21 protein-coding genes (1 of these 21 running past the window's edge) are annotated in these 20,986 nt (G+C 72.8%); 11 read left to right on the forward strand and 10 right to left on the reverse strand.

The genetic code is table 11. The features are described 5' to 3' along the window. Window positions 1-11: 11 nt before the first annotated feature. From cseB to OG737_RS16815, 5 genes are all read right to left on the reverse strand, one after another. Entirely contained in the window at window positions 12-722 is a 711-nt protein-coding gene (gene cseB, locus OG737_RS16795; protein WP_328926967.1) for a two-component system response regulator CseB, read from the reverse strand. 29 nt (window positions 723-751) lie between these two features. Continuing rightward, window positions 752-1,384: a hypothetical protein gene (locus OG737_RS16800; protein ID WP_328930366.1), complete on the reverse strand. Its 633-nt coding sequence runs from the start codon at window positions 1,382-1,384 to the stop codon at window positions 752-754. A 38-nt stretch (window positions 1,385-1,422) separates the two neighbouring features. Then, window positions 1,423-1,983, reverse strand: a complete 561-nt coding sequence (locus tag OG737_RS16805) for a SigE family RNA polymerase sigma factor (RefSeq protein WP_319727094.1) — start codon at window positions 1,981-1,983, stop codon at window positions 1,423-1,425. A 207-nt stretch (window positions 1,984-2,190) separates the two neighbouring features. Beyond that, window positions 2,191-3,099 (reverse strand): A/G-specific adenine glycosylase, encoded by a 909-nt coding sequence (locus tag OG737_RS16810; RefSeq protein ID WP_328926968.1) that lies wholly within the window; start codon window positions 3,097-3,099, stop codon window positions 2,191-2,193. Further along, on the reverse strand, window positions 3,096-3,737 hold the full coding sequence (locus OG737_RS16815; RefSeq protein WP_328926969.1) for a phosphatase PAP2 family protein: 642 nt from the start codon (window positions 3,735-3,737) through the stop codon (window positions 3,096-3,098). The genes OG737_RS16810 and OG737_RS16815 overlap by 4 nt, the downstream gene beginning before the upstream one ends. A 160-nt stretch (window positions 3,738-3,897) precedes the next feature. Between OG737_RS16815 and OG737_RS16820 the strand changes: the two genes are divergently transcribed. Next, window positions 3,898-4,722, forward strand: a complete 825-nt coding sequence (locus OG737_RS16820) for a hypothetical protein (RefSeq protein WP_405679095.1) — start codon at window positions 3,898-3,900, stop codon at window positions 4,720-4,722. A 31-nt stretch (window positions 4,723-4,753) separates the two neighbouring features. Here the strand turns inward: OG737_RS16820 and disA are convergent, their stop codons facing one another. Beyond that, window positions 4,754-5,878, reverse strand: a complete 1,125-nt coding sequence (gene disA / locus OG737_RS16825) for a DNA integrity scanning diadenylate cyclase DisA (RefSeq protein ID WP_328926971.1) — start codon at window positions 5,876-5,878, stop codon at window positions 4,754-4,756. A 160-nt stretch (window positions 5,879-6,038) separates the two neighbouring features. Next, on the reverse strand, window positions 6,039-7,439 hold the full coding sequence (gene radA / locus OG737_RS16830; RefSeq protein ID WP_328926972.1) for a DNA repair protein RadA: 1,401 nt from the start codon (window positions 7,437-7,439) through the stop codon (window positions 6,039-6,041). Between the two features lie 182 nt (window positions 7,440-7,621). Between radA and OG737_RS16835 the strand changes: the two genes are divergently transcribed. After that, a complete protein-coding gene (locus tag OG737_RS16835; protein WP_405921710.1) occupies window positions 7,622-9,358 on the forward strand; it encodes a BACON domain-containing protein in 1,737 nt (578 codons plus the stop codon). Between the two features lie 23 nt (window positions 9,359-9,381). Here the strand turns inward: OG737_RS16835 and OG737_RS16840 are convergent, their stop codons facing one another. Continuing rightward, window positions 9,382-10,170, reverse strand: coding sequence for a hypothetical protein (locus OG737_RS16840; RefSeq protein WP_328930367.1), 789 nt, complete (start codon window positions 10,168-10,170; stop codon window positions 9,382-9,384). A 144-nt stretch (window positions 10,171-10,314) separates the two neighbouring features. Between OG737_RS16840 and OG737_RS16845 the strand changes: the two genes are divergently transcribed. The 4 genes from OG737_RS16845 to ilvD all read left to right on the forward strand — a co-directional run bounded on the left by OG737_RS16845 (window position 10,315) and on the right by ilvD (window position 14,801). After that, window positions 10,315-11,253, forward strand: a complete 939-nt coding sequence (locus OG737_RS16845; protein ID WP_328926974.1) for a Ppx/GppA phosphatase family protein — start codon at window positions 10,315-10,317, stop codon at window positions 11,251-11,253. A gap of 101 nt (window positions 11,254-11,354) precedes the next feature. Further along, window positions 11,355-12,206 (forward strand): sugar phosphate isomerase/epimerase, encoded by an 852-nt coding sequence (locus tag OG737_RS16850; protein WP_328926975.1) that lies wholly within the window; start codon window positions 11,355-11,357, stop codon window positions 12,204-12,206. Continuing rightward, on the forward strand, window positions 12,203-12,823 hold the full coding sequence (locus OG737_RS16855; protein ID WP_328926976.1) for a TetR family transcriptional regulator: 621 nt from the start codon (window positions 12,203-12,205) through the stop codon (window positions 12,821-12,823). Before OG737_RS16850 ends, OG737_RS16855 begins: the two co-directional genes overlap by 4 nt. 127 nt (window positions 12,824-12,950) lie before the next feature. Continuing rightward, window positions 12,951-14,801: a dihydroxy-acid dehydratase gene (gene ilvD, locus OG737_RS16860; RefSeq protein WP_405921711.1), complete on the forward strand. Its 1,851-nt coding sequence runs from the start codon at window positions 12,951-12,953 to the stop codon at window positions 14,799-14,801. A 40-nt stretch (window positions 14,802-14,841) separates the two neighbouring features. Here ilvD and OG737_RS16865 read toward each other — a convergent pair whose 3' ends face one another. Then, a complete protein-coding gene (locus OG737_RS16865) occupies window positions 14,842-16,974 on the reverse strand; it encodes a serine/threonine-protein kinase (RefSeq protein WP_328926978.1) in 2,133 nt (710 codons plus the stop codon). Between the two features lie 106 nt (window positions 16,975-17,080). Between OG737_RS16865 and OG737_RS16870 the strand changes: the two genes are divergently transcribed. The 5 genes from OG737_RS16870 to proC all read left to right on the forward strand — a co-directional run bounded on the left by OG737_RS16870 (window position 17,081) and on the right by proC (window position 20,588). Further along, entirely contained in the window at window positions 17,081-17,380 is a 300-nt protein-coding gene (locus OG737_RS16870; protein WP_328926979.1) for a peptidase, read from the forward strand. Between the two features lie 78 nt (window positions 17,381-17,458). Beyond that, window positions 17,459-18,004, forward strand: a complete 546-nt coding sequence (locus OG737_RS16875; RefSeq protein ID WP_405679087.1) for a hypothetical protein — start codon at window positions 17,459-17,461, stop codon at window positions 18,002-18,004. Between the two features lie 49 nt (window positions 18,005-18,053). Then, a complete protein-coding gene (locus OG737_RS16880) occupies window positions 18,054-18,896 on the forward strand; it encodes an ABC transporter ATP-binding protein (protein WP_405921712.1) in 843 nt (280 codons plus the stop codon). After that, window positions 18,893-19,648, forward strand: a complete 756-nt coding sequence (locus OG737_RS16885) for an ABC transporter permease (RefSeq protein ID WP_328926981.1) — start codon at window positions 18,893-18,895, stop codon at window positions 19,646-19,648. The genes OG737_RS16880 and OG737_RS16885 overlap by 4 nt, the downstream gene beginning before the upstream one ends. A 130-nt stretch (window positions 19,649-19,778) precedes the next feature. Next, entirely contained in the window at window positions 19,779-20,588 is an 810-nt protein-coding gene (gene proC, locus OG737_RS16890) for a pyrroline-5-carboxylate reductase (RefSeq protein WP_328926982.1), read from the forward strand. A gap of 40 nt (window positions 20,589-20,628) precedes the next feature. Here the strand turns inward: proC and trpS are convergent, their stop codons facing one another. Continuing rightward, window positions 20,629-20,986: the 3' portion of a tryptophan--tRNA ligase gene (gene trpS / locus OG737_RS16895; RefSeq protein WP_405921713.1), read on the reverse strand. The gene runs 641 nt beyond the window's last position; only the last 358 of its 999 coding nucleotides appear in the window; its start codon lies off the right edge, out of view; the stop codon is at window positions 20,629-20,631.

Here is a 20,986-nt window from a genome sequence, read left to right on the forward strand (position 1 = left end):
GCTCTGGTGCCTCAGGCCTTCAGCTTGTATCCGAAGCCTCGGACCGTCTCGATCCGGTCCTGCCCGATCTTGGTGCGCAGCCGCTGGACGTGGACGTCGACGACGCGGGTGTCGCCGCCCCAGTCGTAGTCCCAGACCCGCTCCAGCAGGCGGTCGCGCGACAGTACGGTGCCGGGCGCGGAGGAGAACTCCAGCAGCAGCCGCATCTCGGTCGGGGTCAGCGCCACGGCCGCGCCCGACTTGCGCACCTCCATGCCCTCCGTGTCGACCTCCAGGTCGCCGAAGGACAGCACCCCGCGCTCCGCGTCCTGGCCGTCGCCGCCGTTCGGACCGCCGTTCTGCGGGCCGCCGGCGTGGCCGAAGCGGCGCAGCACGGCGCGGATCCGGGCGACGAGGACCGAGCCGTCGAAGGGCTTGGTGACGTAGTCGTCGGCGCCCGCCTCCAGGCCCAGCACCACGTCGATGGAGTCGGCGCGCGCCGACAGCATGATCACGGGGACGGTGGATTCGTCGCGGATGCGGCGGCACAGGCTCACGCCGTCCATGCCGGGGACCATCACGTCGAGCAGGGCGATGTCGGGGCGGTCCGCCCGGAAGGACTCCAGGCCGGACAGACCGTCGGGCATGGCCGTGACCACGAACCCGTCGCGTTCCAGCGCCAGGGTCGTGGCTTCGCGGATGACGTCGTCGTCCTCCACGAACAGGACATGGGTCTCGGCCATGTGGAAGCCTCGCCTCGGTTCTTCGGTACTCAGTTCTTCTGGGTGATGGCCGGGGCGGGCTGGTTCCCGCTGTCGACCACGTTGCTGTACTCGGAGTGCACGCGGTCCTGCTCGGTGAACTTCTCTCCGTTCCACCGGTACGTGATCACGTCCTCGCCCGACGGATAGGCGAGGGCGTCGCTCTTTCCGTACACCTGCTTGGTGACCACCAGGTCGCCCCGGTCGATCTCCGCGTAGACGGGCGGCTGCTCGTCCGAGAAGACATTCTCGTACGTCGCGCCGTCCGCGCGGTACACGTACGAGCCCCGGCCCAGGGCGTCGGCGCAGGACAGGACGTTGACCACGATGTCGACGACGGCGCTGCCGGTGACCTTCCCGTAGCTCACGTCCACCGGGTACTCCTTGCCCGTGCAGGGCTTGAGGTCCCGTTTGATCTCGGCGCTGACCTTGGGGTCGGCCTTGAGGAGCGCCACCGGGTCGACCTTCTTGAGGGGCCCGCCGGAGGGGGCGGCCGAGGAGGCGTCGGGGGAGGGGGTGTTCGGGGTGGTCTTCGCCACCGCGTCGGTCCGTGCGGGCCCGCCGTCGCGCAGGCCGGTGCCGCCCGTGGCGCAGCCGACCGCGAACACGGCTGTGCCGACGAGGACGACCGTCCCCGCCGACATCATGACCAGCGAATACCTGCCGGTCAGTCCTTGGCCATTCAGGCCGCGCACCGCTCACGCCCCTCGTACCGCATGGTGTGGTCACCGCGTTCCAGCGCGCGCATGTCCAGGTCCCGGCTCTCCAGTTCCTGCCGGAGACGGGCCAGCGCGCGATGCAGAGTGCTCTTCACGGTACCCGCTGACATCCCGAGTGCCGCGGCCGTCTCCTCGGTGCTCATCTGCTCCCAGTGTCGCAGCACGACCACACTGCGCTGCTTGGGCGCGAGCACCTTGAGGATGTCCATCAGCAGGGCGCGGTCGGCGCGCTGGTCGGAGCCGTCCTCGACCGAGGCGTCGGGGAGTTGCTCGGTGGGGACCTCTTCGAGCTTGCGGGCGCGCCACCACTCGGTACGGGTGTTGATCATGACCCGGCGGAGGTAGGCGTCGGCCAGGGACTTGTCGGCGATGCCGTCCCAGCGGCCGTAGGTGCGGACGAGGGCGGTCTGCAGGAGGTCCTGCGCGTCGGTGGGGTCCGGGACCAGGCGCCGGGCGCTGCGCAGCAGCGCATCCTGCCGAGTGCGTACGTACTCCTCGAATTCGAGTACCTCGCCGTGCGCCATCTCAGACCGCCTCCGTTCCGACCAACCGCTCAATCGCCGTCTTACGGATCCGAAGTTACGGACGGGTTGTCACGGGGCTGTGCGGGCCAGCCTTCGGTGGGCGCACGGACACCCATAGGTTGTGTAACAGCGCCCGTGAGCTGCGGTTTCCCGGCTGGAAGCGGAATCCGGGACTCAGCTTCCAGCCATGTGCGGATCTGTTCGGGATCAGCTCAGGGGGAGCCGGTAGCGCCCTCCTTCGAGCGGCTCCACCAGACCGTCGGAGACCAGCCCGTCGAGCGCCCGGGCGCGCTGCACCGGCTCCTCCCACACGGTGTCGAGCACGGCCTGCGGAACCGGGCCCACCGCCTCCCGGAGCACGGCGAGAAGCCTGCCGCGCACCTGCCGGTCGGTCCCCGCGTACGTCTGCCCGCGCCGCGGCGGCCCCTCGTGCGCCGGCTTCCCGGCGAGGCGCCACGCGCACAGCCCGGCCACCGGGCAGCGGGCGCAGTCGGGGTTCTTGGCGGTGCACACCAGCGCGCCGAGCTCCATCGAGGCCGCCGCCCAGCGGGCCGCGGTGTCCTCGTCGTCGGGCAGCAGGGTCCGGGCGAGGCGCCGTTCGGCGGCGGTGGTGGCGTTCGGCGGGTACTCCACGCCGGTGGCGGTGCGCGCGAAGACCCGCCGGACGTTGGTGTCGAGCACGGCGTGCCGCTGCCCGTACGCGAAGGAGGCCACGGCGGCCGCGGTGTACTCGCCGATCCCGGGCAGCGACAGGAGCTGCGCGTGATCCCGCGGTACGTCGCCCCCGTGCCGCTCCGTTATCGCCACGGCCGCGCCGTGCAGCCGCAGGGCCCGGCGGGGGTAGCCGAGCCGACCCCAGGCCCGTACGGCCTCGCCGGGGGCCTCGGCGGCCAGGTCGGCGGGGCGGGGCCACCGGGCGAGCCAGTGCTCGTACACCGGCAGCACCCGGCTGACCGGGGTCTGCTGGAGCATGAACTCGCTGACCATGACCCCCCAGGGGCCGGCCTCGGGGCGGCGCCAGGGCAGGTCGCGGGCGTGCTCGTCGAACCACGCGATGACGGGGGAGTGCAGCGGGTGGGAGACGGCGGTTTCGGGGGAATTGGGGGATGCAGTCATGGCACTCGGCATCCTGGCACGTTTCGGGTCCCGCGCGCCGGGCCCGGGCCGGTGAACCAGACAGCGGCGCGGACCCCGCTCGCCCGCATGGCGGCGATGATCGTACTGACGGGACCGGCGAGGGCCAGGACGAGGAGGGCGGCCAGCGAACCGCCGAGCAGCAGGCCCGTCGCCACGTCGTGCGGGTAGTGCACGCCGACGAAGACGCGGGAGAAGGCCATCAGCAGCGCGAGCGGGACGGTCAGCAGCGCGATGCGGCGTACGGCCAGGGCCAGCGCGACGGCGGCGGCGCCCGCGAGGGCGGAGTGGTTGCTGGGGAAGGACCAGTCGCCGGTCGCCGGGCACGGGACCAGCGAGGCCGCCGCCCCGGCCACGGCACGGCAGGGCCGTTCCTCCTCCACGGCGGACTTCACGGCCTCCGAGGCGACGTACGCGGCCGCCGTGGCCAGCGGGGCCAGGACGGCGAGGGCGACCGCGCGAGGACTGTGCTGTCCGCGCGAGCGCCACCAGACGGCCAGGAAGAGCACTCCGAAGAGCAGCAGTCCGTACTCCGTCCAGGCCTCGAACGCCGACCGGACCCAGGCGGGTGTCGAGTGGGCGAAGCCGGTTATGTCGAGGTAGAGGCCGGAGCTGTTCATGGTCACCGACCGTACGCAGGCGGAATCAACCTCCGCGTCAGACTCCTGGCCGATTCCCGGCGCCTCCGGTTGCACCCGCAGGATGATCATCGCCAAAACAAGTCCGCTGTGCGGCATGTGGGGCACTGATCGGGTCCCGGACTCTCGTAAAGTTCCGTTCGTGGGATCTCTGCGCAATCCGGTCGGGCCGCTCCCCTCCTCCATCTACTGGCGACGGAGGGCTGTGCTGGCGTCCGTTGTCGCGCTCCTGGCGCTCCTCGCCGTATGGACCGTCAGTTCCGGCGGGGGCAAGACGAGTACGAACGGAAAGGGTCACGGCGGCAAGGATCCCGTCACCACGATCACTCCCGGACCGGCCGGTTCGGGTCCGGCGATCAGCCAGGCCCCGGGCGGACGCACGGAGTCGGGCGGCGGCACGGGTGCGGGCTCCGGGGGCGCGGGCTCCACGGGCGGGGGCAAGAACGGCGATCCTGGCGGCGCCGCGGGCTCCTCCGGCGCGGATTCCTCCGGCGGGGGCTCCTCCGGCCCCGGCGGCGCGGCCGCTGGCGGCGCGGCTCCGGTCCCGGCGGACCCCGGCCTGCCCACGTGCGCGCCGGCCGCGCTGCAGTGGGAGGTCAAGAGCGTGAAGAACGAGTACGAGGCGAACGAGAAGCCCCGCCTCGAACTCGTCGCCCGCAACATCGCCGGCACCACCTGCAAGTTCGACCTCGGCCCGAAGCAGGCGGTCCTGACCATCCTTCAGGCGACCAGCGGCAAGGCGGTGTGGTCCTCGGCGGACTGCCCGACGGGCGCGGGCAGCGCGTTCTACCGCGTTCCCGCGCAGAGCGAGACGAAGCAGTCACTGGAATGGGACCGCAAGTTCAGCGCACCCGACCAGTGCGCTACGCCTCCGGCGGGGGCTGCGGCTCCCGACACGTACGTGGTCGAGGTCAAGTCGCCCGGCATGCCGGTGGCCCGCACCTCGTTCGTCCTGAAGAAGGAATAGCCCCTGCGGGCGCGGGTCCAGGCCCTGGGGCCTAGACGTACCGCTCCAGGATCGAGGACTCCGCGAGCCGCGAGAGGCCCTCGCGGACGCTGCGGGCACGGGCCTCGCCCACGCCGTCCACCATCTGCAGATCGTCCACGCTGGCGGCGAGCAGCTTCTGCAGGCCGCCGAAGTGCTCCACCAGCCGCTCGATGATCGCCCCCGGCAGCCGGGGAACCTTCGCCAGCAGCCGGTAGCCCCGCGGCGACACGGCCGAGTCCAGGGTCTCCGGCGACCCGGTGTACCCCAGCGCCTTCGCCACGATCGCCAGCTCCAGCAGCTCGGGATGGGTCAGCGCGTCCAGCGCCGGCAGCGCCTCCTCCACCGTGCGGGAACGCTTCGCCGTCGGCTCCGGCACGTAGTCCCGGATGACCAGCTCCCGCTCCTGCTCGATCCCGACCGTCAGCTCGTCCAGCTGCAGCGACAGCAGCCGGCCGTCCGTACCCAGCTCGACCACGTACTCGGCGATCTCGGTCGCGATCCGGCGGACCATTTCCAGCCGCTGCGCGACCGCCGTCACGTCGCGGACCGTGACCAGGTCCTCGATCTCCAGCGCCGACAGCGTGCCCGCGACCTCGTCGAGCCGCAGCTTGTACCGCTCCAGCGTGGCCAGCGCCTGGTTCGCCCGCGACAGGATCGCCCCGGACTCCTCCAGGACCCGGCGCTCCCCGTCCACGTACAGCGCGATCAGCCGCATCGACTGCGACACCGACACCACCGGGAACCCGCACTGCTTGGAGACGCGGTCCGCCGTGCGGTGGCGCGTGCCGGTCTCCTCCGTCGGGATCGACGCGTCCGGCACCAGCTGCACACCGGCCCGCAGGATCTTGGTGAGGTCCTTGTCGAGGATGAGCGCGCCGTCGAGCTTGCACAGCTCGCGCAGCCGGGTCGCGGTGAACTCCACGTCCAGGACGAAGCCGCCCGTGCACATCGCCTCGACGGCCTTGTCCATGCCGAGGACGATGAGGCCGCCGGTGTTGCCGCGGACGATCCGCTCAAGGCCGTCGCGCAGTGGCTGACCAGGTGCGACCGCGCTCAGCGAGGCGCGCATGAGCGCGTCGTGCTTGGAGCTCGCGCCGGACTTCCCGGGTGCTGATGCCCCGTCCTTGGCTGCCACTGCACTCCTCCGGTCGCGGGTTGCGCCGCCCGGCGCCGCGGGCACGAAGGCGTGCGTACGGCCGGGCGGACCAGCCCAAAGTCTACCGGCGTGCGCTGCGGCCACGCCGTGGCTTGGCCAGGTAGGCCCGGCGAGGTCCCCGTACGGACCTTCTGACCAGCTACTCCTTGGCCGGAGTACGGGAACGGCCGCGCGGCAGCACCCGTAGCGCGTCGCCCATGTCGGCCACCTCGACGACCTTCATCCCGGCGGGCACCTTGCCCGGATCCGAGGGCACGAGGGCGTGCGTGAAGCCGAGCCGGTGCGCCTCCGCGAGCCGCCGCTGTACGCCGGTCACCCGCCGCACCTCACCCGCGAGGCCGACCTCCCCGATCGCCACGAGGTTCTTCGGCAGCGGGACGTCGCTGGCGGCGGAGGCCAGCGCGAGCGCGATCGCCAGGTCGGCGGCCGGCTCGGTCAGCTTCACCCCGCCCACGGTGGCGCTGTAGATGTCGCGCTTGCCCAGCGCGGTGATCCGCCCGCGCTGCTCCAGCACCGCCAGCATCATCGAGACGCGCGAGGTCTCCAGGCCCGACGTGGTGCGCCGCGGGGAGGGGATCTGCGAGTCCACGGTCAGCGCCTGCACCTCGGCGACCAGCGGGCGCTTGCCCTCCAGGGTCACGGTCAGGCAGGTCCCGGGCACGGCCTCGGCGCGCCGGGTCAGGAACAGCCCGCTCGGGTCGGCGAGCCCGGTGATCCCCTCGTCGTGCAGTTCGAAGCAGCCCACCTCGTCGGTGGCCCCGTACCGGTTCTTGACGCCGCGCACGAGCCGCAGCCGGGCGTGCCGGTCGCCCTCGAAGCTCAGCACCACGTCGACCAGGTGCTCCAGGAGGCGGGGGCCGGCGATCGCCCCGTCCTTCGTCACGTGGCCGACGAGGAGCGTGGACATCCCGCGCTCCTTGGAGGCGCGGATCAGCGCCCCGGCGACCTCGCGCACCTGAGCCATGCCGCCGGGCGCGCCGTCGATCTCCGGGGAGGCGACGGTCTGCACGGAGTCCAGGATCAGCAGGGAGGGCCGCACCGCGTCCAGGTGTCCCAGTACGGCGGACAGGTCGGTTTCGGCGGCCAGGTAGAGGTGGTCGTTCAGCGCGTTGATCCGGTCGGCGCGCAGCCGCACCTGGCTCGCGCTCTCCTCGCCCGTGACGTACAGGGTGCGGTGCGCATCGCTGGCGGCCTTCGCGGCGACGTCCAGCAGCAGCGTCGACTTGCCCACGCCGGGCTCCCCGGCGAGCAGCACCACGGCGCCGGGCACGAGCCCGCCGCCGAGTACGCGGTCCAGCTCGTCCACGCCGGTGCTGCGCGCGGTCGCCGTCCGGCTGTCGACCTGCGCGATCGGCACCGCGGCGGTCGACACCCGGCCGGCGGCGGTGGTCCGCACGGCGGGCGTGCCCATTTCCTCGACGGTGCCCCACGCCTGGCATTCGGGACACCGCCCGAGCCATTTCGCCGTCGTCCAGCCGCACTCGGAGCAGCGGTAGGACGGCCGGTCCTTGGCGGATGAACGAGCAGTGCGGGCAGCCATGGCGCTCACGGTAGCCGCACCCGCTGACAACGCTGACAACGCTGGCAACGCCGATAGCGCTGCGGACGCCGGCGGCAAGCCGACAACACCGGAGTCAGCAGGGCACCGATCTGTTCACCCGTAAGGGCTAAATGTGGTGAAGGCTTCCGGGACGTCACCGGCGTGCCGCCTACGGTCGCCAGGTGAACAGCAGCGACCAGTCACGCTCCTCATCGCGCACCGGCGCACACCGGGCGCACGGGCGCACGCCCCGCGACGGGGAGGAGCCCCCCGCGTTCCGGCACGAGCCCTACCTGGACGGCCTGTTCACGTACTGCCTGTCGGTCCTGTGCGACCACGACGCGGCCACTGACGTGCTGGGCTGCGTACTCGCCGTGGCCGAGCGGTATCCCGGCCGCTGCCCCGGGGAGGGGGACCGGCGGGCCTGGCTGTACGCGCTCGCCCGCTGGGGCTGCCTGCGCCGGCTGGCCGAGCAGCGGCACGCGCGGCAGGGAGCGCATTACGCCCGGCGCGCGCCGGAGCGCATGAATCCCGACCGTGCGCCGGGTACCGGAACCGCCGTAACCGACTCCGGCACCGAGGCCGACCAGGTCCCCGAGGCCCGCCGCGCGCTTGACGTGAGCGCCTACCGCCGCACCGAGCTGGCCCGGCTCGCCTGGCCGGAAGCCGCGGGCACCACGCCCGAGCAGCGCGAGGCGCTGGAGCTCGCCGTCCGCCACCGCCTCGGCGTCACCGAGCTGGCCGCCGTCCTCGGCACCTCGGAGGCCGCCGCCCGCGAGCTCCTGTCCGGCGCCGCCTGCGAGGTGGAGCGCACCCGCGCCGCCCTCGCCGTCGTGGAGACCGGCGGCTGTCCCAGCGTCTCCCGGCTCACCTGCGACGGACAGGTGCTGCTGTCCACCACCCTGCGCGCCGAGCTCGTACGCCACGTCGACGACTGTCCGCGCTGCCGCCGCGTCGCCGAACGCGTGGGGGCCGGCGCCCCCTGGCCGGGCTCCGGCGTCGACACGGCCGCCCTCCCGCTGGTCCCCGCCCCCCGCACCGCCGTCCAGGCGGCGATGATCCGCTCCGGCCGGGGCCGCCGCCGGACCGGCCCGCGCTTCGACCGCACCGGCTTCCCGATGGACCCCAAGGACCACGCGGCCCGCCGCGACCGGCTGCGCTCCCGGGCGGTGACCACCACCGTGGTCGCCACCGTCGTCGCGGCGCCGGTCCTGGCGCTGTGGGCGGCGTACCGCGGCGCGCCCAGCACCGGCGAGCCCGTCGGCGGGGACGGCACCCGCATCTCGGCGAGCGAGTCCGAGATCCCGCTGCCGCAGGTCGGCGGCCGCCCGCTGACCGCGTACGAGAACGCCGGGAACGCCGCCGCCACCACGGGCAGCCCCGGCTTCGCCCCGGGCAGCTCCGACTCCGACGTCTCCGTCGAGGTGATCAGCAGCGGGCCCCCGGCGACCCCCGAACCGGGCCGCCCCGGCGCCCCCGGCCGCCTCACCGTCGACGCGTCCTCCCACGGCGCCACCACACTGATCACCCTCACCGCCTCCGGCGGCGGTCCGGTGAACTGGCGGCTCTGGTCCGACGCGCCCTGGCTGCGCGCGAGCAGGGCCGCGGGCACGCTGGCCCCCGGAGAATCGGTCACCCTGCGGATCGCCGTGGACCCCGAGGCCCAGCCCGTGGGCGCCTGGACCGCCAGGGTGGGGGTGGATCCCGCCGGCGCGGTGATCGCCATCCAGGGCCGCGGGCGCCCGGCCCCGACGCCGGAGCCGCCGTCGACCCCGACGCCGACTCCCACGTCGACCCCTACGCCGACACCGACACCGACGCCGACACCCACGCCGACTCCCACGCCGACGGAGTCGGCGACGCCGACGCCGACCTCAGGAGGAACGGTTTCCCCGGGCCCGTCGGCCTCCGCGGCCTAGGAACCCCGGCGGCTCCGGGAACCCTACGACGGGTCGGCCGGGTGCGGAGCCATCGGCAGCAGCGAGGCCAGCCGCGCCTCGCACAGCTTCACCAGCGCCTCGTACCCCTCCTTGCCCATCAGCTCCGTCAGCTCCGCGCGGTACGACACGTACACCGGGTCCCCGGCGCCGTGCGCCGAAGTGGCCGATGTGCACCACCAGTGCAGGTCGTGGCCGCCCGGACCCCAGCCGCGGCGGTCGTACTCGCCGATCGACACCTGGAGCACGCGGGTGTCGTCGGGCCGGTCGATCCAGTCGTAGGTACGGCGGATCGGCAGCTGCCAGCAGACGTCCGGCTTGGTCTCCAGCGGCTCCTGGCCGCTCTTCAGCGCCAGGATGTGCAGCGAACAGCCCGCCCCGGCGGGGAACCCCGGCCGGTTCAGGAAGATGCACGCGCCGTCCCAGCGGCGGGTCTGCTTCTCCCCGTCGTCGTCCAGCTGCGTCCATCCGCTCTCGCTGCCGACGTCGTGGAACTGCCACAGCTCGGGGGTCAGCCGGGCCACGTGCCCGGCAACGCGCTTCTCGTCGTCCTCGTCGGAGAAGTGCGCGCCGAGCGTGCAGCAGCCGTCGTCCGCGCGGCCCGCCTGGATGCCCTGGCAGCCGCTGCCGAAGATGCAGGTCCAGCGGGAGGTCAGCCAGGTCAGGTCGCAGCGGAAGACCTGTTCGTCATCGGCCGGATCGGGGAACTCCACCCAGGCCCGGGGGAAGTCGAGGCCCTTCTCGTCGGCCGCGAGCGCGGCCTTGGACATGGCCTTGGACTTGCCGCCGTCCATGGCCTTGACCTTGGCCTTGTTGTTGTCGGTGCCCTTGTCGTTCTTCGACCGGGTCTTGTTGGCCTTCTTCGTATTTGGCACAAACCCAAGCCTAAGCGCCCCTTACGCAACCCCTGAGCGTTCGTCGCAGTAGCGTTTCCCCCTATGAGACTCGGTGTCCTGGACGTGGGTTCGAATACGATCCATCTGCTGGTGGTCGACGCGCATCCCGGTGCGCGCCCCCAGCCTGCGCACTCGCACAAGGTGGAGATGCGGCTGGCGGAGCTCCTCGACGAGCACGGAGCCGTCACCCCGGAAGGCGTCGAGAGTCTCGTGTCGGTGATCACCGACGCGGTGCAGGCCGCCGAGGACAAGGGGTGCCAGGACCTGCTGCCCTTCGCGACCAGCGCCGTACGCGAGGCCAAGAACGCGGAAGAGGTCCTGGCGCGGGTCAAGGCCGAGACCGGTGTCGACCTGCCGGTCCTGAGCGGTGACGACGAGGCGCGGCTGACGTTCCTCGCCGCGCGCCGCTGGTTCGGCTGGTCGGCCGGGAAGCTGCTGGTCCTCGACATCGGCGGCGGCTCGCTGGAAGTCGCGTTCGGCATCGACGAGGACCCGGACGCGGCGGTCTCCCTGCCGCTGGGCGCGGGCCGCCTGACGGCGGGCTGGCTGCCGGGCGACCCGCCGGACGCGTTGGACGTCAAGGCCCTGCGCAGGCACGTACGGGCCGAGATCGCGCGCACGGTCGGCGAGTTCAGCCGCTTCGGCGCCCCGGACCACGTGGTGGCGACGTCGAAGACCTTCAAGCAGCTGGCCCGCATCGCGGGCGCGGCCCGCTCGGCGGAGGGCCTCTACGTGCAGCGGGACCTGACCCGCAAGTCCCTGGAGGAGTGGGTCCCCCGGCTGGCCGCGATGACGACGGTCCAGCGCTCCGCCCTGCCGGGCGTCTCGGAGGGCCGGGCGAACCAGCTGCTGGCGGGCGCGCTGGTCGCGGAGGCGGCGATGGACCTGTTCGGCGTCGACGATCTGGAGATCTGCCCGTGGGCGCTGCGCGAGGGCATCATCCTGCGCCGGCTGGACCACCTGCCGACGAACAACGGCTAGCAGCGGCCGGGGGCGGGCGGGGGCTCCCGGAGCGTGGGGCGGATGTCCCGGGAGGAGGGGCGGGAGGCCCCGGGAGGCTGTTGGGCCCGTACCCTGTCCCCGTGGCAGAACCAGTCCGCATCCCGACCGCGAAAGTCGCCCTTTCCACCGCCTCCGTCTATCCGGAGTCCACGGCGACCGCCTTCGAGATCGCCGCGCGCCTCGGTTACGACGGCGTCGAGGTGATGGTCTGGACGGATCCGGTCAGCCAGGACATCGACGCCCTGCGGCGGCTGTCCGACCACCACAAGGTCCCGATCCTCGCCGTCCACGCGCCGTGTCTGCTCATCACCCAGCGGGTCTGGTCCACCGACCCCTGGACCAAGCTCCAGCGGGCCCAGGCGGCGGCCGAGCGGCTCGGCGCGTCCACCGTCGTCGTGCATCCGCCGTTCCGCTGGCAGCGCCAGTACGCCCGTGACTTCGTCACCGGGATCTGGCGGATGGCGGACGAGACCGACGTCCGGTTCGCCGTCGAGAACATGTACCCGTGGCGCTACCGCGACCGCGAGATGCTCGCGTACGCGCCCGAGTGGGACGTGACCAAGGACGACTACCGGCACTTCACCGTCGACCTGTCGCACACCGCGACCGCCCGCACGGACGCGACCGCGATGATCGACCGGATGGGCGAGCGGCTGGCCCATGTCCACCTCGCCGACGGAAACGGTTCGGCGAAGGACGAGCACCTGGTCCCGGGGCGCGGTACGCAGCCCTGCGCGGAGCTGCTGGAGCGCCTCGCCCGGACGTCGTTCGACGGGCACGTGGTCATCGAGGTGAACACGCGGCGCGCCATGTCCTCCGCCGAGCGCGAGGCGGACCTCGCCGAGGCGCTGGCCTTCACCCGCCTGCACCTCGCCACCGCCCCTGCGCCCGCCCCCGCCTCGGACGCGCGCGACCGGGCCCGCCGGACATGACGGAGCCCGCGCGGCCGCGCCGCCGCGGCCCCGGCCGCCCCCGCCAGGACGAGGCCGACGAGGGCCCCGGCACCCAGGAGCGCATCCGCCTCGCCGCCCGCTCCGAGTTCGCCGCACGCGGCTACGACAAGACCTCCGTACGCGGCGTCGCCAAGGCCGCCGGCGTGGACCCGGCCCTGGTGCACCACTACTTCGGCAGCAAGGAGGACCTCTTCGCCGCCGCCATCGAGCTGAGCATGGAGCCGGCGATGGTGGTCCCGGCGATCCTCGGCGAGGGCCCCGACGGCATCGGCGAACGCCTCGCCCGCTACTTCCTCGGTGTCTGGGAGAACCCGGTCACCCGGGTTCCGCTGCTCGCCGTGATCCGCTCCGCCCTCACGCACGAGGCCGCCGCGAAGGTCCTGCGCGGGCTCGTCCTGCGCCGCGTGCTGGAGCGCGTGGCCGCCGACCTCGACGTCCCCGACCCGACCTTCCGCGCCGAGCTCGCCGCCTCCCACATGGTCGGCATCGCGATCCTGCGCTACGTCGTCCAGGTCGAGCCCCTCGCGTCCGCCGACCCGGAGGACATCGTGGCCCTGGTGGCCCCGACCTTGCAGCGCTACCTGACCGAGGAATGACCCGCCCGTCCCGGCATGCGGACTTGCTGTCCGTATCGCGGGCGAGGGGCGTAGCCTCGTAACTGATTCATATCTACAGTCGTGGCCGCGCTCGCAAGGCCGGCCGCACTCATGGGGAGTGAACCCGATGCCCGAGCTGAGGTCCCGCACCGTCACCCACGGCCGCAACATGGCGGGCGCACGCGCCCTTATGCGTGCGTCGGGCGTAGCGAGCGAGGACATCGGCAAGCCGATCATCGCGGTCGCCAACTCCTTCACCGAGTTCGTGCCTGGCCACACCCACCTGGCCCCGGTCGGCCGGATCGTCTCCGACGCCATCCGCGCCGCAGGGGCGATCCCGCGCGAGTTCAACACGATCGCGGTCGACGACGGCATCGCGATGGGCCACGCCGGCATGCTCTACTCCCTGCCGTCCCGCGACCTGATCGCGGACAGCGTGGAGTACATGGTGGAGGCGCACTGCGCCGACGCGCTGATCTGCATCTCCAACTGCGACAAGATCACCCCTGGCATGCTGATGGCCGCCATGCGCCTGAACATCCCGGTGGTCTTCGTCTCCGGCGGCCCGATGGAGGCCGGCCAGGCCACCCTCGTCGACGGCACCGTCCGCAAGCTCGACCTGATCGACGCCATGGTCGATGCCTCCAACGAGAACGTCTCGGACGAGGACATCCTGCGCATCGAGGAGAACGCCTGCCCGACCTGCGGCTCGTGTTCCGGCATGTTCACCGCCAACTCGATGAACTGCCTCGCCGAGGCCATCGGCCTGGCCCTCCCCGGCAACGGCTCGGTCCTCGCCACCCACACCGCCCGCCGCGCCCTGTACGAGGACGCCGGCCGCACGATCGTCGAGATCACCAAGCGCCACTACGAGCAGGACGACCACTCGGTCCTGCCCCGCAACATCGCCACCCGCCAGGCCTTCGAGAACGCCATGGCGCTCGACATCGCGATGGGCGGCTCGACCAACACGATCCTCCACCTCCTGGCCGCCGCGCAGGAGGCGGGTCTGGACTACGACCTCAAGGACATCGACGAGGTCTCGCGCCGCGTCCCCTGCCTGTCCAAGGTCGCCCCGAACGTGGCGCCCGGCGGCACGTACTACATGGAGGACATCCACCGGGCCGGCGGCATCCCCGCCATCCTGGGCGAGCTGCACCGCGGCGGACTCCTGAACAAGGACGTCACCTCGGTCCACTCCACCAACCTGGAGGACTGGCTGGCCGAGTGGGACGCCCGCTCCGGCACGGCGTCCGAGGTGGCCATGGAGCTGTGGCACGCGGCTCCCGGCTGCAAGCGCTCCGCCACCGCCTTCTCCCAGTCCGAGCGCTGGGAGGGCCTCGACCTCGACGCCGAGGGCGGCTGCATCCGCTCCGTGCAGCACGCGTACTCCAAGGACGGCGGCCTCGCCGTGCTGAAGGGCAACATCGCGGCCGACGGCTGCGTCGTGAAGACGGCCGGCGTCGACGAGTCGATCTGGACCTTCGAGGGCCCGGCGGTCGTCTGTGAATCGCAGGACGAGGCCGTCGACAAGATCCTCCGCAAGGAGATCAAGGAGGGCGACGTCGTCGTCATCCGCTACGAGGGCCCGCGCGGCGGCCCCGGCATGCAGGAGATGCTCTACCCGACCTCCTTCCTCAAGGGCCGCGGCCTCGGCAAGGCCTGCGCCCTGGTGACCGACGGCCGCTTCTCCGGCGGCACCTCGGGCCTGTCCATCGGCCACGCCTCCCCGGAGGCGGCCTCGGGCGGCACCATCGCGGTCGTCGAAGACGGCGACCGGATCCGCATCGACATCCCGAACCGCTCCATCGAGCTCCTCGTCGACGACGCCACCCTGGCGGCCCGGCACGAGGCCCTGGGCGGCGTCTACGCCCCCAAGAACCGCGAGCGCAAGGTCTCCGCGGCCCTGCGCGCCTACGCGGCGATGGCCACCAGCGCCGACAAGGGCGCGGTCCGCGACGTGAGCCGCCTTCCCTGACGGACCAAGGCTCCCCACGCCCCGAACCCCGCCGGGAGGGTCACCACCCGGCGGGGTTCGCCGCGTCCACGGCGAACACCGACCCGTCGGGCGCGCTCCCGTACACCCGCCCGTCGCCGACCACCGGCGCGGGCACCGTCGCCGTGAAGGAACGGCCGGTGCCCATACGGGGCTTCGTCTGGCCCATGAGACGGCCGGCGGCGGCGTCGACCGCGAGCAGCCGGCCGTCCACCGCGGTCAGGTAGACGCGGCCGCCGTCGGCCACGGGCCGTGAGGCGACGGCCACGCCGGTCTCCAGCCGCCACTCCTCCTTGTCCGGGCCGACCGCCGCCAGCGCGCCCGAGGCACCGAAGACGTAGACCACGCCCCGGGTGTCGACTGCCGCCTGCGCCTGGGAGAGGCTGGCCGGCAGCGCGACCTCCTTCACGGACCGCGTCCGCAGATCCACTCGCAGGACCCCGCGGGTCCGCGACCCGGTGTCGGTCCGCAGCAGGTGCAGTGCTCCGTGCGAGACCCCGACCGGTTCCGCCGTGCCGGGCGTGTGCTGCTGCCACCGCACCGTGCCGCTCGCGCAGTCGACGGCCGAGACCTGGGTCGAGCGGCCGTCGTCGGCCGGGGTGGCCGCGTACAGGAAGCAGCCGTCCGGCCCGTCCGGGCCGGCGAGCCAGAGCGATCCGACGCCGCCGATCTGCTTCGTCCACCGGGTGGCTCCCGTGGCGGCGTCGAGTGCGGTCGCCTTGCCGTCCCCGCCCGTCACCATCACGGCCCCGCCGGCCTGCATGATCCGGCCGCCCCCGGGCAGCGGCTTCTGCCAGCGCTGCGTACCGGTTCCCGGGTCGAAGGCCTGGACCGTCCGGCCGCCCGGCGCCGCCGTCAGGACGAGTCCGCCGGCGGACAGCGGGGACTGGCTGTCCGCACCCGGTGCCGTCGCGCGCACGGACCAGGTGACGGCGCCGTCCGCCGGATTCAGCCGCGCGGCGGCCAGGCCGGGTGTCGAGCAGTACACGGCGCCGACCGCGGTGGAGCAGGACACGACGAGGTTCTCGCGCCCCTGGCTCTCCAGGGGCGTCGCCCACGGGTTCAGCGGCTTTCCCGGTGGCGTCGGCTCCGCCGCGGACGTCCGTACGGCCTGCCCCGGATCCTCCTTGAAGTGGAGGTACCCGCCGGCCGCCCCACCCGTCAGCAACAGGCCCGTCCCGAGCGCGGCAGCGGCTCGCCACCGCCGCCGGCGGTTCGTGGGCCGGGCCGGCTCCTCGACCCGCACCCGCCGGTGGGTGTCCTCCTCGACCGCGGGCTTCGCCTCCGGGACCAGTGGCCGCCGCGGCTGCGGTATGAAGGCCCGGGTCTCCTCCCCGGTCGGGTACGCGGCCGCCCGCAGCTCGTGGAGCAGCGCGTCGGGAGTGGGCCGGTCGGCGGGATCCTTGGCGAGGCATTGCGCGATGACCGGCGCGAGCGCCGTCGGCACCCCGGTCAGATCGGGCTCGCTGTGCACCACCTGGTACGCGACGAGGTAGTGGCTGTCGGAGTCGAAGGGGCCGCGCCCCGTCGCCGCGTGCACGAGGACGGCGCCCATCGCGAAGACATCGGCGGCGGGCCCGACCTCCCGCGGCCGCTGGAACTGCTCGGGAGCCATGAAGGGCGGCGTCCCGATCAGTTTCCCGGTCTCGGTCCGAAGATCGCTGTCGGCCGGCCGGGAGATCCCGAAGTCGATGACCCGTACCCCGTCGGACGCCATCAGGACATTGCTGGGCTTCAGATCCCGGTGCACCACCCCGGCCCGGTGGATGTCCCGCAGCGCCTCCGCCAGCCCGGCGCCGAGCCTGGCCAGTTCCAGGGCGCCCAGCGCCTGCTCCCGTACCTGCTCGGCGAGTGTGGGCGCGTCGATGAACAAGGTGGCCATCCACGGCCGTTCCGCGTCGGGGTCCGCGTCCACGACGGGCGCGGTGAACGCCCCGCTCACCCGCCGGGCGGCCGTGACCTCCTGCCGGAATCTGGCCCGGAACTCGGGATCCACGGCGTGCTGAGCGTGTACGACCTTGACCGCGAGCCGCAGCCCGGATGCGGAGGTGGCCAGATGGACCACCCCCATGCCGCCGGAACCCAGTACGGATTCCAGCCGGTACTGCCCGGCGTACTCCGGAAATCCGGCCCGTTCCGCGCGCAGTGAATACACTGCCGACCACCCCCGCCGGAGCCTAGTCGATGGCGCATATGGATCGGTAAGGGCCTGCTACCCTGCGCGAGTTGCAGAGCTTCATGCTCAAAGGGGGAGATTTCCTATGTCGGTTGAGAACGAACTGAATCAGGTCCAGAGCGCTGAAGGGGACGGCTTCGAGTACTTCCCGGTCGCGCCGGGATACCGGGTCAACGTCCGCAGCGGTCCGGGCACCAACTACTCGATCATGAAGGTGCTCCCGTACGACGCCGTCGTCGGGATCCGCTGCCAAACCCCGGGCACCACCGTCTCGGGCCCCTACGGCACGACGAACGTCTGGGACTGCATCGGGAACGGCCTGTTCGTCTCCGACGCGTACGTGAAGACAGGCAGCGACGGCTACGTCGCCAACCGCTGCGGCTGAGGGTCCGGCGCCCGCGCCGCCCGTCTGACACGTGAGACACACCCGGCCGGCCGGGCCCGGCGGGAGATAATCGCTGGTGTGAGCGACGACCAGCGAGACCAGATCCCAGCCGAGCCGGCCGCGCAGGCCCCGGCCCCCGCCCCGGCGGCCCCCGCCGGACCCGAGCCCGAGCCGATCCGCTACTTCGGCACCACCTGGGTGAACCACGACGGCAACTACGCCCTGCGCCGCGCCGTCGTCGCCATCGGTTCGCTGGTCACCGCCGTCGCCGCCGCGGTCTTCCTGCGCCTCGCCTACGAGGGCCTGGAGATCGGCGACGTCGGCCCCTTCCTCAACATCTCCGTCGTCGTCCTCTTCGCGGTCGCCAGCGCCATCGCCTTCGCCAAGACCTGGGACTCCTTCAGCCGTCGGCCGGCCCCCTCCTCCGACGAGGCCGCCCTCAAGGGCCTGAAGGCGATCGGTTTCATCGGCTCCCTCATCGCGTACTTCCTCCGCTGCCTCGCCGAGGCCCCGGGCGAGAAGCTGCGCCGCGCCGAGTACGAGCGTGCCGTGGCCGAATTCGCCCGCCGCCGCAGCGCCCGCACCGGCAACCCGGCCGCACGCCGCCCCAAGCGCAAGAAGTAGGGCACCCCCCGATTGACGCCCCGGCACAGCCAGGAGCATTATTCATCACATGATGAATAATGAGCCCGAGGGGCCCCCACCAGCCGTACACACCGACGAGCCGGCCGTACACGCCCGCGACCTCACCGTCCGCCGCGGCACCGGCCGCACCCCCCGGACCGTCATCGACGGCATCGCCTTCGACGTCCCCCGCGGCCGCATCACCGGCCTCCTCGGCCCCTCCGGCTGCGGAAAGTCCACCCTCATGCGCGCCGTCGTGGGTACCCAGGCCCACGTCACCGGCACCCTCGACGTCCTCGGCCGCCCCGCCGGCCACCCCGAGCTCCGCCACCGCATCGGCTACGTCACCCAGGCGCCCTCCGTCTACGACGACCTCACCGTCCGGCAGAACCTCGACTACTTCGCCGCGATCCTCGACCCTCCCCCAGCTACCGCTGGGGGTGCCCCCCGCCGCGCCGCCGCCGAACGCCGCCACGAGACCGTCACCCGCGCCATCGCCGACGTCGACCTCACCGGCCACGCCACCGCACTCGCCGGGAACCTCTCCGGCGGCCAGCGCAGCCGCGTCTCCCTCGCCGTCGCCCTCCTCGGCACCCCCGAGCTCCTGGTCCTCGACGAACCCACCGTCGGCCTCGACCCCGTCCTGCGCCGCGACCTCTGGAACCTCTTCCACACCCTCGCCGCCACCCGCGGCACCACCCTCCTCGTCTCCTCGCACGTGATGGACGAGGCCGAGCGCTGCCACGGCCTGCTCCTCATGCGCGAGGGCCGCATCCTCGCCCAGGACACCCCAGACGCCCTGCGCACCCGTACCCACTCCGCCACCGTCGAGGAAGGCTTCCTCCGCCTCGTCGACGAGGCCGACGCCACCGCCCGGGAGCCCCAGCGATGACTGCCACGACCGCCATGAGTGCCGCCCGCACCACCGCGACAGCCGCCCGCGTCCTGCGCCAGCTCCGCCACGACCCGCGCTCCATCGCGCTGATGCTCCTGGTCCCCGTCCTGATGCTGACGCTGCTCCGCTTCGTCTTCGACGGCACCCCGCGCACCTTCGACAGCATCGGCGCCAGCCTCCTCGGCATCTTCCCGCTCATCACGATGTTCCTGGTGACCTCCATCGCCACCCTGCGCGAACGCACCTCCGGCACCCTGGAACGCCTCCTCGCCATGCCGCTGGGCAAGGGCGACCTCATCGCCGGCTACGCCCTCGCCTTCGGCGCCGTCGCCGTCGTCCAGTCCCTCCTCGCCACCGGCCTGGCCCTCTGGCTCCTCGGCCTCGACGTCGTCGGCTCTCCGTGGCTGCTCCTGCTCGTCGCCCTCCTCGACGCCCTCCTCGGCACCGCACTCGGCCTCTTCGTGTCCGCCTTCGCGGCCTCCGAGTTCCAGGCCGTCCAGTTCATGCCGGCGGTGATCTTCCCCCAGCTGCTGCTGTGCGGCCTCTTCGCGGCCCGCAACACCATGCACCCCGTCCTGGAAGGCCTCTCCGACGTCCTGCCCATGTCCTACGCCGTGGACGGCATGACCCAGGTCCTCACCCACACCGACATGACCGCCGAATTCGTCCGCGACGCCGTCATCGTCGCCGCCTGCGCCCTGCTCGTCCTCGCCCTCGGCGCGGCCACCCTCCGACGCCGCACGCCCTGACGACCACGGACCGGACAGCAGCCCTCCCCTCCCCGACCGAGTGCAAGGATGAGGACGTATCCGCAGCACGCGTGCAGCAACAACCTCCCGGCCACCGCCGGGAGGTACCCCCAGGCGAGGTGAATCGGGCATGACCCAGACAGTCGCGGTCCTCGGTACCGGAAAGATCGGCGAGGCCCTGCTCAGCGGAATGATCCGCGGCGGCTGGCCCGCCTCGAATCTCCTCGTCACCGCCCGCCGGCCGGAGCGCGCCGAGGAACTGCACTCCCGCTACGGCGTCGAGGCCGTCAGCAACGCCGAAGCCGCCAAGCGCGCCGACACCCTCATCCTCACCGTCAAGCCGCAGGACATGGCCAAGCTCCTCGAAGAGCTCGCCCCGCACGTCCCCGCGGGCCGCCTGGTCATCAGCGGCGCCGCCGGCATCCCGACCTCCTTCTTCGAGGAGCGGCTCGCCTCCGGCACCCCCGTCGTCCGTGTCATGACGAACACCCCCGCCCTCGTCGACGAGGCCATGTCCGTCATCTCGGCCGGCAGCCACGCCACCGCCGAACACCTCGCCCACACCGAGGAGATCTTCGGCGGCGTCGGCAAGACCCTGCGCGTCCCCGAGTCCCAGCAGGACGCGGCCACCGCCCTCTCCGGCTCCGGGCCCGCGTACTTCTACTACCTCGTCGAGGCCATGACCGATGCCGGCATCCTCCTCGGCCTGCCCCGCGCCCAGGCCCACGACCTCATCGTCCAGGCCGCCATCGGCGCCGCCGTGATGCTCCGCGACAGCGGCGAGCACCCGGTCAAGCTCCGCGAGGCCGTCACCTCCCCGGCCGGTACGACGATCAACGCGATCGTGGAGCTGGAGAAGCACGGCGTTCGCGCGGCCCTGATCGCCGCCCTCGAAGCGGCCCGCGACCGCAGCCGCGAACTCGCCTCCGGCAACAGCTGACCGCGCGGTACGGGCCCCCGAGCCGGGGGCCCGTACCCGCTCACGGCGCCAGCAGCCCGATGGCCTCGTACACCCGGTCCACCACCGGCCGCGCCAGCTCCCGGGCCCGCCCGGCACCCTCCCGCAGCACCTTGTCCACCTCCGCCGGATCGGCCGCGAGCTCGGCGTGCCGCTCCCGCACCGGCCGCAGCAGCTCGACCACCGCGTCGGCGACGTCCCGCTTGAGCGCGCCGTAGCCGGTGTAGCCGGCGGCGAGCGCCACGGGATCCCCGCCCGTGCAGGCGGCCAGGACGTCCAGCAGGTTCGTGACACCCGGCCGCGTCTCCCGGTCGTGGACCACACCGCCGTCCGCGCTGTCGGTGACGGCCCGCATCACCTTCTTGCGGACGACCTCGGGC

The sequence above is a fragment of the Streptomyces sp. NBC_00122 genome (assembly GCF_045160845.1).
In the GTDB taxonomy this organism is placed as follows: domain Bacteria; phylum Actinomycetota; class Actinomycetes; order Streptomycetales; family Streptomycetaceae; genus Streptomyces.

Coding starts and splice junctions, on each gene's coding strand:
- cseB (WP_328926967.1), bottom strand. CDS start 722: ATGGCCGAGACCCATGTCCTGTTCGTGGAGGACGACGACGTCATCCGC.
- OG737_RS16800 (WP_328930366.1), bottom strand. CDS start 1,384: ATGTCGGCGGGGACGGTCGTCCTCGTCGGCACAGCCGTGTTCGCGGTC.
- OG737_RS16805 (WP_319727094.1), bottom strand. CDS start 1,983: ATGGCGCACGGCGAGGTACTCGAATTCGAGGAGTACGTACGCACTCGG.
- OG737_RS16810 (WP_328926968.1), bottom strand. CDS start 3,099: ATGACTGCATCCCCCAATTCCCCCGAAACCGCCGTCTCCCACCCGCTG.
- OG737_RS16815 (WP_328926969.1), bottom strand. CDS start 3,737: ATGAACAGCTCCGGCCTCTACCTCGACATAACCGGCTTCGCCCACTCG.
- radA (WP_328926972.1), bottom strand. CDS start 7,439: ATGGCTGCCCGCACTGCTCGTTCATCCGCCAAGGACCGGCCGTCCTAC.
- OG737_RS16840 (WP_328930367.1), bottom strand. CDS start 10,170: ATGGACGGCGGCAAGTCCAAGGCCATGTCCAAGGCCGCGCTCGCGGCC.
- OG737_RS16845 (WP_328926974.1), top strand. CDS start 10,315: ATGAGACTCGGTGTCCTGGACGTGGGTTCGAATACGATCCATCTGCTG.
- OG737_RS16855 (WP_328926976.1), top strand. CDS start 12,203: ATGACGGAGCCCGCGCGGCCGCGCCGCCGCGGCCCCGGCCGCCCCCGC.
- ilvD (WP_405921711.1), top strand. CDS start 12,951: ATGCCCGAGCTGAGGTCCCGCACCGTCACCCACGGCCGCAACATGGCG.
- OG737_RS16870 (WP_328926979.1), top strand. CDS start 17,081: ATGTCGGTTGAGAACGAACTGAATCAGGTCCAGAGCGCTGAAGGGGAC.
- OG737_RS16880 (WP_405921712.1), top strand. CDS start 18,054: ATGATGAATAATGAGCCCGAGGGGCCCCCACCAGCCGTACACACCGAC.
- OG737_RS16885 (WP_328926981.1), top strand. CDS start 18,893: ATGACTGCCACGACCGCCATGAGTGCCGCCCGCACCACCGCGACAGCC.
- proC (WP_328926982.1), top strand. CDS start 19,779: ATGACCCAGACAGTCGCGGTCCTCGGTACCGGAAAGATCGGCGAGGCC.